The organism is Candidatus Cloacimonadota bacterium (genome assembly GCA_019429305.1).
In the GTDB taxonomy this organism is placed as follows: Bacteria; Cloacimonadota; Cloacimonadia; order Cloacimonadales; family JAJBBL01; genus JAHYIR01.
Window position 1 is genome coordinate 1 of record JAHYIR010000039.1, and the last position, 10,300, is coordinate 10,300.

Annotated in this window: 8 protein-coding genes and 4 tRNA genes; 10 read left to right on the plus strand and 2 right to left on the minus strand. The window is 37.2% G+C overall.

What is annotated here, in order from left to right; translation table 11 throughout:
- The 9 genes from K0B81_09265 to K0B81_09305 all read left to right on the plus strand — a co-directional run.
- A partial coding sequence (locus K0B81_09265) for a divergent polysaccharide deacetylase family protein (GenBank protein ID MBW6516784.1) occupies positions 1 to 1,156 on the plus strand: 1,156 nt, incomplete at its 5' end.
- A gap of 26 nt (positions 1,157 to 1,182) precedes the next feature.
- The gene (locus K0B81_09270) at positions 1,183 to 1,989 is read left to right on the plus strand and encodes an undecaprenyl-diphosphate phosphatase (GenBank protein ID MBW6516785.1); all 807 of its coding nucleotides are present in this window, start codon (positions 1,183 to 1,185) and stop codon (positions 1,987 to 1,989) included.
- Positions 1,990 to 1,995: 6 nt separating this feature from the next.
- On the plus strand, positions 1,996 to 3,021 hold the full coding sequence (gene holA, locus K0B81_09275) for a DNA polymerase III subunit delta (GenBank protein ID MBW6516786.1): 1,026 nt from the start codon (positions 1,996 to 1,998) through the stop codon (positions 3,019 to 3,021).
- A 4-nt stretch (positions 3,022 to 3,025) separates the two neighbouring features.
- Complete coding sequence (gene era, locus K0B81_09280; GenBank protein MBW6516787.1) at positions 3,026 to 3,919, plus strand: GTPase Era; 894 nt, start codon at positions 3,026 to 3,028, stop codon at positions 3,917 to 3,919.
- A gap of 84 nt (positions 3,920 to 4,003) precedes the next feature.
- Positions 4,004 to 4,088: transfer RNA gene (locus K0B81_09285), tRNA-Ser, on the plus strand.
- Between the two features lie 14 nt (positions 4,089 to 4,102).
- Positions 4,103 to 4,195: transfer RNA gene (locus tag K0B81_09290), tRNA-Ser, on the plus strand.
- Positions 4,196 to 4,208: 13 nt separating this feature from the next.
- A tRNA-Gln gene (locus K0B81_09295) sits at positions 4,209 to 4,283 on the plus strand.
- 3 nt (positions 4,284 to 4,286) lie between these two features.
- A tRNA-Gln gene (locus K0B81_09300) sits at positions 4,287 to 4,360 on the plus strand.
- A 228-nt stretch (positions 4,361 to 4,588) separates the two neighbouring features.
- On the plus strand, positions 4,589 to 6,478 hold the full coding sequence (locus tag K0B81_09305; protein ID MBW6516788.1) for a PAS domain S-box protein: 1,890 nt from the start codon (positions 4,589 to 4,591) through the stop codon (positions 6,476 to 6,478).
- A gap of 5 nt (positions 6,479 to 6,483) precedes the next feature.
- Here the strand turns inward: K0B81_09305 and K0B81_09310 are convergent, their stop codons facing one another.
- Positions 6,484 to 7,929, minus strand: a complete 1,446-nt coding sequence (locus K0B81_09310) for an RtcB family protein (GenBank protein MBW6516789.1) — start codon at positions 7,927 to 7,929, stop codon at positions 6,484 to 6,486.
- A 697-nt stretch (positions 7,930 to 8,626) separates the two neighbouring features.
- Here K0B81_09310 and K0B81_09315 point away from each other — a divergent pair.
- On the plus strand, positions 8,627 to 9,151 hold the full coding sequence (locus tag K0B81_09315) for a hypothetical protein (GenBank protein MBW6516790.1): 525 nt from the start codon (positions 8,627 to 8,629) through the stop codon (positions 9,149 to 9,151).
- 31 nt (positions 9,152 to 9,182) lie between these two features.
- Here K0B81_09315 and K0B81_09320 read toward each other — a convergent pair.
- On the minus strand, positions 9,183 to 10,300 hold a 1,118-nt coding region (locus K0B81_09320; protein MBW6516791.1), incomplete at its 5' end, for a hypothetical protein.

Genomic DNA, 10,300 nt, shown 5'->3' on the forward strand with positions numbered 1-10,300 from the left:
CAAAACCCGAAAACCAGTAAAAAAAGAGAGAAAAAACTCTCCAAAAAGACGTTCTTATCTCTGGTTGATAGTTATTCTATTGATCTTGGCAATAGTATTAGTGACCATGATATCCAATTGTCAAAAGAGGGACCGTGATCCTGATGAGGTAGTGGTAGTAGAAACGAAAGTTGAAGCCGCCATAAAACATGCAGCAGGTCTGTTGGGTGTACCGGAAAGACTTTATAGGAAAAATATTCGTGAAGATGGGATCTACATCTCTATAGCTCTTAATCCTGATGAATTAGACCTTGTTTTTGCCAATATGATAGTTACCGGTCAGGTAGAAATGGCAGGGGGAGAGATACTTTCTGGAACAGAAGCATCGGGTGGTACTGCTCAAGTATTGAGGATCAAAGACCCAAAAGCAGATAAAGAGATCATAGTCAGATTATACTTCGAACGAACAAGTAGTTATCCTTCTAAAGCACCTAAATTGGCAATTATTGTAGATGATTTTGGCGAGTTTGCTGGTTCTCTATTAGATGAATTTTTGGCTACCGATCCCAATATCACATTTTCTATTCTCCCTGATTTAAGATTCTCCAGGACTGTTATGGATAGAGCAGCAGCTAGCGGTAGAGAAGTTATCTTACATATACCTATGGAACCATTGAATTATCCTCGGGTTAATCCCGGAAATAATCCTATTCTGGTCGAACATAATGATCGAGAAATTAGCCGACTTGTTGATGGCTATGTCAGGCATTTACCTCGAGTTGTAGGGGCTAATAACCACATGGGGAGTTTAGCTACTGCCGATGAAAGGGTAATGACTGCCGTCTTGACAGCTTTAGCAAGACATGATCTGTTCTTTATCGATAGCAGAACAACACATCATACAGTAGCTGTTCAAGTAGCTCAGAGATTGAATGTTCCTGTTTCACAACGTGATCTCTTTCTTGATGATCCGGATAGTTCTGAACAAACATTAAGAGAAAGATTAAGACAACTGAATAACCTAAAAGATAAGAGACATGTAATCGTGATTACTCATTGTTCTGATAGACAAAGATTGCAGATGCTGAATCTGTTTGTCGAAGAAGCAAAAAGAATGGGCTTTGAGATAGTTCCGGTTTCTCGACTCTTCATCTCAGACCTGCCGGAAATTTTGTAGTACAAATTCATTAAGTTAGGTGATCGATGTTTTTTAACATTAAAGCTATAATTTTGGGTATTATACAGGGTTTGACCGAATTCATACCGGTGAGCAGCTCAGGGCATTTAGTACTCGCCCAAGAATTTCTGCAATTAGAAGATCTGGGAATGACCTTTAACATTGTAGTTCATTTCGCTACATTAATTGCAGTACTCATCTATTTTCGTCAAGATATCTGGAGATTATTATCTTCCTTATACTATTTTAAAGATAATTCAGAAGGTAGGGTCAGAGACAGAAAAGTGATACTGTACCTTGCTATTGGAAGTGTTGTTACAGGTGTACCGAGCTTACTATTCGCCTCATCTATAGCCGCTCTATTCGAACAAGCTTTTTTTGTTGCTTTTATGCTAATAGTAACAGGAGCTATATTGTTTATCAGTGATCTGATACCAAAAAGAACGCGAGAGATGCATCAAACAGGTATATGGAGAGCTATGATAATCGGTATTAGTCAGTTTTTTGCAGTTATACCTGGGATATCTCGTTCCGGTTCAACCATCGCTACCAGTCTTTTCGTGGGATTGAAAAGAATTGAAGCTGCTAAGTTCTCTTTTCTGCTGGCAATTCCAGCTATTTTAGGGGCTACTATCTACGATCTAAGATCTTTCACTGAAATACAAAGCCAACATTTATTGGGCTATGTTCTTGGATCTTTAGCCGCCTTTATCACAGGATACCTTGCTATCTCTATTTTGATGAAATTGATCCAAACGAAAAAACTGAAGTACTTTTCATTTTATGTCTGGGCTCTGGCTGTCGTGGTCATTATCTATATACTTAAAGGATAGTGTTAAATGCCTGCAACAGCTAAAAATCTGACTTATCAAGCGTTTGTCAGCTCTTTCAATAAGGACAAAATATCGCGTTTTTATTACATTTATGGGACCGAAGAGTATTTAAAACGCAAAGTATATAATACGATAGTCGATGAAGTTATACCAAAAGAACAACGTGATTTTGATTTGGTGATCTTCTATGGGGATGATTGTAGCATTGTAGATTTTCTTGATGCTGTAAGTACTAGACCTTTTTTATCAGAAGAGAAAGTTGTAATTTTGCGGAAATTCGATAGTCTTAAGACAGGGAATCAGCAAAAAATAATCGATTTTTTGACTCAGAACGAGATTTTTAGTATAGTTATACTCATTGCTGACAGCTTTGACAACCGTTTGAAAATAGCCAAACAGATAAGCCAATTAGGACCGATTATAAACTGTAGAAGTCCTTATCGACCTGAAGAGATGTTGCCTTGGATAAATGGAGAGATTAACAATCAGAATAAAACAATTGATAAAGATGCTGCTCTTTTATTTGTTAATCGAGTTGAAATGGATTATATGACAGCTGCGAGTGAGTTGGAGAAATTACTCCTCTTTTCTATCAATACTAAGCGGATAACAGTATCGGATGTACAGATCAGTACAGGATATTCCAAAACTTATTCTGTCTTTGATTTGCTCAATGCAGTAGGGGAGAGGGACATGCGAAAGACTTTTATTATTGTCGAGAACTTAATGGATAATAAGGAAACTGCAGTTTTCGTCATATCTATGCTGCTTCGATTTTTCGTTCAACTCTGGAGAATAAATGCTCTTAAAGCAAAGAAGATTTCAGATGAAGAGATAGTGGCAAAACACTTAGCTGATATCTATACCTCCTATCGAAGAAATCACCTGCAATATGCCAAAAGATATCCATTATCTATTATCCCGTCAATATTCTCAATTCTTTTAGAGACCGATACGGAACTAAAATCAATTAATTTGGAAGAAGCACTCTTGGTAGAAAGAATGCTCTTTCGGATCTTTGCTCTCAGGTAATCTGATGGCATCTTATTCAGCTGATTATAAGTGTGGATTTGCTGTGATTATCGGCAAACCAAATGTAGGAAAATCAACTCTGATGAATCGTCTGGTTGGAGAAAAGCTCTCTATTGTTTCTCCCCGTCCTCAGACTACTCGGCACACTGTAAAGGGGATTTATTCAAACGATAAAGCCCAGATAGTCTTTTTAGATACACCTGGTTTTCTTGAACCACGATATGAATTACATCAACAAATGATTAATAAGATCACTACTTCCCTTAATGATGCTGATGTTATTATCTACATAACTGACAATAATTATCCGACAGATTATGATATCAAGGTATCGTCGATTATCTTGAAGAGAGTAAAAATACCTAAGATGGCCCTGATCAATAAAAGAGATTTGTTCACTTCGGAAGATCTGCTGCAAACTAAAGAGAAGCTAAAAGAAAACGGTTTTGATATAGTAACGTGTATATCAGCGACCCAAGATCACGATTTTGCAGATCTGATAGAACATATTCAACGCTATCTACCCTATTCTCCTCCCTTCTATGATCCTGAAAATCTTTCCGATCTACCAATGAGATTCTTTGCCCAAGAGATTATCAGGGAACAAATATTTCTGCAGTTCAAGGATGAAATACCGTATAGTAGTACTGTAACTATAGAATCTTATCATGAGCTACCTAATAAATTAGAAATTATGGCTAATGTCTGGCTGGAAAGGAAATCACAGAAGATCATCTTTATCGGAGAGAACGGTAGTAAGATCAAGAGTGTCAGGCAAGCAGCTGAAAAAGAGATCTATAAGTTTACCGGTAAAAGAGTTAAATTAGAATTATGGGTCAAACTGAAAGCTAATTGGCGGAAAAAAAGAAATGCCCTGAAAGAGTTCGGGTATGTTTAAGCTTATTCTGCAAGTCAGGAAAAATGAATTGACACAATAAGAGCTGTTTTTAGTTTGACCATCAAATTGAAAAGATTACTCAATGGAGGATTAGCCTAATTGGCAAGGCAGCGGTCTTGAAAACCGCCGGGTTTATCCCTTGGGGGTTCGAGTCCCTCATCCTCCGCCATAATAATCTTATCCGGAGAGGTGACCGAGTTGGCCGAAGGTGCGCGCCTGCTAAGCGCGTGTGGGGGTTAAACTTCACCGTGGGTTCGAATCCCACCCTCTCCGCCAGTATAAAATAAACTGGGCCGTCGTCAAGTGGTAAGACACATGGTTTTGGTCCATGCATTCGGGGGTTCGAATCCTCCCGGCCCAGCCATTATGGGATGTCGTCTAAAGGTAGGACAACGGATTCTGGTTCCGTTTGTAGGGGTTCGAATCCTCTCATCCCAGCCATTTCCTTCAGTATTATCTAAACAACACTTATCTCTGAACAATTCCAATAAGCACAACAAGAAGTTAGTTTTTGATTGACAAGATAACAAAATTAGAGTTATTAAAATATTTATAAACTGAATCAACTTGACTAAAAACGACTCACAATAAAGAGTTAATGATGTTGAAGTATAGAGCTAAGTAGCTTTTGATAAGGAATGATTTATACAAGGAGAGGATAGAGATACTATGAATGATAATACGATGTTTAGGACGATTGTTGAAGAACAGATTGAAGGGATAGCGATAATTGATAAAAACTCTACCTTTACTTTTGCTAATAAAGCGGCAGAAGAGCTTTTTGGCGTTGAAAAAGAAGGTTTGATCGGCAAGTCATTGTTCAATTTCATTGATGATAAGAGTTTGGATTCTTTTCTGACTGAGATAATGGCTTGTAAAGAGAAAGGGAGTGGTAGATTTATAGTTAACATAAATACTCTCAATGGTCGAAAATTAATACTCCGTTTTTCAGCGATTTCTCATAATGATGAAGATGGTAATTTTAATTCTCTCTCCATTATTTTCAATGATATCTCCGATCAGAAACGGATAGAGGATGAAGTACGTATGATAGCCACAGCGACGAGAAATGCGAATGATTGTATCTTTATCACAGATATGGAAGATAAGATCATTTATGCTAACCCGGCGTTTTTGAGAACCTATCAGTATGAATCAGAACAGATATTTGGAAAATCTGCGGCAATTCTAAGATCAAAAAACATCTCCCCAGAGTTATTAACTGAGATTTTGCAACAAACTTTAGAAGGTGGCTGGAAAGGAGAAGTATTGAATGTGAGAAAAGACGGTTCAGAGATGTTAATAAATTTATCAACTTCTTTAGTGCGTGATGATAATGGTGACGCAATTGCAATAATCGGAATAGCCCGTGATATAACACATGAAAGACAGCTTAATGATGAACTGATCAAGGTACAGGAATTAGAAATGATCGGTTATCTCGCCAGAGGTATTGCACACAATTTCAATAACATACTAACCGCTATTGTTGGATATATTTCTTTAGCTCAGATATCAAAAGATAATGAAATTAAACTAACTACTAATCTTGCTGAAGCAGAAAAAGCTTGTTCACGTGCGCGTGATCTCACTCAGCAACTACTCGGTTTTTCTAAAGGATCCGGTTCGTTAAAAAGAGCAGCTTCGATCAAGGAATTGATCATGGACTCAGCAACATTTGCTATAACAGGCACCAATATGGAATGTAAGTTCAAAATTGATGACAAATTAGATACCGTAGAGGTTGATGAGGGACAGATAAGCCAAGTGATAAATAACATTGTCTTAAATGCTGCAGAAGCTTCCCCCAAAGGGGGCAAGATAACTATAACGGCTCATAACTGCTCTATAAAGAGTCGAGATAATATCGCTTTGAACCCGGGTGACTATATCACGATATCAATTAAAGATGAAGGTGTTGGTATTTCCAATGAGCATTTAACTAAAGTTTTTAATCCTTTCTTTACTACAAAAGAGAAGCATACTGGTTTGGGTTTGACGACAAGTTTTAGTATTATCAGAAAACATGGTGGGCATATACTTATAGAATCAATTGTCGATAAAGGTTCAACTTTCTCAATCTATTTGCCTATTTCAACTAAAACAGTAGAAACTGAAAAAGAAAAAGAGTTATTACCTAAACCGGTCGGTGGGAGAAAAATATTGATAATGGATGACGAAAGGGATGTTAGGACTATTTTGGGGAGTTTTCTCGAATCTTATGGATATGAAGTTGATCCAGCTGTTGATGGAGAACAAGCACTGACTATATTCAAGGAGACCTTTGATAATCATCTACAAAACAAAGAGATAAAGAAACATGATATGGCAATACTAAATTTAACTATTCCCGGTGGAAAGGGAGCCAATGAGATAATTCAAGATTTCAAAGCGATAGATCCGACAGTTTTTGTTGTTCTTTCTACAGGACATGCAAAAAATGATGGTATTGTCAAAGATTATCAAAATTATGGATTTCAAGCAGTGCTTTTAAAACCTTTTGATAGTCATGCTCTCAATAAGATCCTTTATGAGTTAGAGCAAACAATATCCAGATAAGATAGCTAACCTTTTATAACCCCAATAGGTTTCATCATAATTACTTTTTTTAGTAAGCCACAATCAGTCATAGTATCAACAACAGCGCTTACATCTTTATAGGCAGAGCTCATTTCCTCTACTAAAGTGGTTTTAGTAGCAGAATGAATTAGAATATTCTTATGCTTCATTTCTTGTAAAACTTTATCTGGTGAAGAGGTTCGCAATGCTTCTTTACGACTCATTACTCGACCTGCACCATGACAAGAAGAACCGAAAGTTTCATGCATTCCGGCTTCAGTTCCCAGACAGAGATAACTATATCTGCCCATATCACCGGGGATGATAACCGGTTGCCCAATAGATTGGTATTTAACGGGTATCAAGGGGTGATGAGGACCAAAGGCACGGGTAGCGCCTTTGCGATGTACACAGAGTTTTCTCTTTTCTCCCTCGAAAGTGTGTTCTTCAATTTTTGCAATGTTGTGACTAACATCGTAAATGAGGGTGTAACCCAGCTCTTTCTCTGAGATTTTAAGTGCTTCTAACAGCTCTTTCTCTACCAGAGCCATCATAACCTGACGGTTAGACCAAGCATAATTGGCAGCACAAACCATGGCTGCATAGTATTTCTTTCCCAGAGGTGAACTAATAAAAGTGGAGATCAATTGAGTATCCGGAAGGTAGAAGTCTTCCTGACGTCGGTTTCTTTTCATCTCTCCTATATAATCATCACATATTTGATGGCCAAAACCTCTGGAACCACTATGTATCAAGATTACTATTTGGTTTAATTGCAATCCTAAATAATTAGCCACGGTTTCATCATAGATTTGATTTATGCAACCAATTTCAATGAAATGATTACCTGAACCTAAAGTCCCCATCTGTTCGATGCCTCTGGTTTTTGCCTTATTACTAATAAAATCGGGATTAGCTCCGGTCATGGCACCTTTCTCCTCCATATATTCCAGACTCTCTCCAGAGCCAAAACCATTCTCTATAGCCCATTCAGCTCCACGGACCATGATCTTTTCTAAATCTTTCAAAGAGAGTTTATGAATAGCACCTTTAGAACCAACTCCGGTTGGTATAGCATTATTTAACCGATCAACAACCGTTTTTAATCTTTCCTTAATCTCATGCAAAAAAAGATTTGTTTTGATCAGTCGAACACCACAATTGATATCGTAACCTACTCCTCCGGGTGATATTACTCCCGATTCATAATCCATGGCTGCTACTCCACCAATAGGGAAACCATACCCTTCATGTATGTCAGGCATGGCAATTGAATAACCAACTATTCCCGGCAACATGGCAACATTTCTAACCTGTTTCAAGGAGTTATCTTTGGAAAGAAGCATTGCCAAACGAGAGTTAGCATATATCCTGCCTGCAACCCTCATCTCATCACTTTGAGGGATTTCCCAGCGATTTTCATCTAATCTTGTTAAGAATCTGTCTTGCATGAGTTATCTCCTCTGAAGTATATTATCTATTACTATTCATACTAATGGGGTAATGATCTAAACAGTCAAGATATCTTTATTAGTTCATCTCGATATATAATACTGATTTAGTTTTCAATTAAACACCCATTCTCCCAAAAATTCATTTACAAAATGTAGGAATGGTTTCACCGTTACTGTTTATTGCGATTTATTGATGTGAAAATCTTAAGAAGACAACCCATTCAGAAAACTTTTTGAAGTACATTCTCACCCAGAGAAACTTCCTCTTTTCTTTGTCATGAGGAGCGAAGTCGAGGCATCTCATCACTGATTTTAGCTAAGCATACATAATTTTGCTTTTTTTTATTTGAGTCGGTGTTGAGATCTCTCCATTTCGCTTGGCTTCAGTCAAGATGACAAAGGAAGGTTGTTCAGTCAAGATGACAATACTTAGTTGCTGTAAAAATGGGGGGATGCATGGTTTTCAATTAAAAGCTTGACATTTATAAAGTAATCAAATAAATAAACAAAATTAACGATAAGGATATTCAGAGCTTTTATCTACCTAAGTAGAGAGGACTAATTCGATCTTAGCCCCCAAGAGCAGAAAAATGAAGCAAGGATGAATATTTTTGCCGAGAAAAATATAAATGATGGTATTGTTTGAATGAAAGATTTTAACCAATGCTGCGTATTAACTAAAAGGAGTAATAAGATGGGTTTACAAAAAATGATAGGAATGACATTAGTGGTTTTGTTTCTCTTATCCACTGGGATAATCTTTGCACAAGAAATGCCGGAAGGTTTTCAGGAACTTTACGAAGAATACATGGCAATAAGCCAACAACTTCAGGCAACACATCAAGCAGTAATGCAGGATCCAGAAATAATAGAAAAATCTGAACAATTTTCCGAATATATTGACCAGAAATTGATAGCTTTAAGTCCGGAAGTAGCAGAGGTAGTAAGAGAAAGGAATAGCATTATTTCAGAGCTTGAAGATGCCCGAGATAAAGAGGATCGGTCTAAAGAGGTTGAGCTGCAACCACGCTTTCAACAACTAAACCAAGAGTTACAGCCCTACATAGAGTCTGTGCTAGATGATAGTGAAGTACAAGATCGTCAGGAACAGTTAGATGCATTATTCATGGCTAAGATGAATGAGATCGATCCAGAAACAGATCAGAAAATCGAGAGATTAGAAATTATAACAGAACAATTACAGAAAATGATGGAATAGTTATTGCGAACTATTTTTCAGTGATTGAGATCTATTTGAGGTTATTCAGATAGGTCTTAAGTTGTTGATCAAAGTTCGTAAATCCATCATAATATAGAGAAATAATCGGTATAGAGTAGTCTTCAGAAATTCTTCGGAGGATAGTACTACTTATATTACCGGGCATACAGCTAAAGGGAGCTACATTTACAATCAATTTAGCTCCCTCTCTAATAAAGTTGATCGTTCTTCCGATTGTTAAAATAGCTTCTCCTCTGATCGAAGATGATATGTATGGCTCTGCCAGTTCAATAATCTCTTCTGTTGTTGGTTCAATACGGTTTTTCAGAAAATCATTAAATATTTTATAGTAGCCAGTTTCGATATATAACACAATACTTCCAGTCACCTGATCTGTAAATTTCTCAACTATACTGTTATTTTTCTTACTTTTTAACCAAGCAGTGTAATGAAACCATTCCATAAAAGGAGAGAGCCAAACTTCAGCACCATGTTGTTCAATTTTATTGACCAAATTATCATTAGAGAAGGGTGAACTTCTAACATATATCTCTCCCACAATTCCTACAAGTGGTTTTGAATTAGTTAGATTAGGTTTTATGCTTTTTAAGTCATTACCTAATAATCTCAATACTTTCTTCAGACTGTTTTTCCTTTCGAGAGATTGAACAAGAATCTCTGTATACTCCTTCAATATATGATCGACTTTTTGTGGTTCGGCAACGTAGGGACGTACTCTGCAACCAAGTTTGATTATAATATCAGTAATTATGATCGATTTCATGATCAATAATCGTAAACTTCCCGAAATCTCTCGATAGTTGTTTTCTGAGTTAAAAGAAAGCAGAGAGGTGTTTATCTGCAGACGATTCAGAACCATCTGATGAATAGTGCTGTATTGCCCAAATCGGCAGGGTCCGGAAGCACAGGGCATAAAGAGTGAGGTTTCTTGATCCTCCTCCTCCTTGTAATTATTATAATAGTCGAGAAAAGATCCGAGAGTAGTTGCTGCCGGAAGACATTCAGAACCACGAAGACAGCTTTTACCTCTTTGGAAGGTGCTTTGATCTTCCTTAGTCAAAGATACTGCATTATACCCATGACCTCGAAATGAGGCAGTCAGAAGATCAGTTCCTACCGGATGCATTG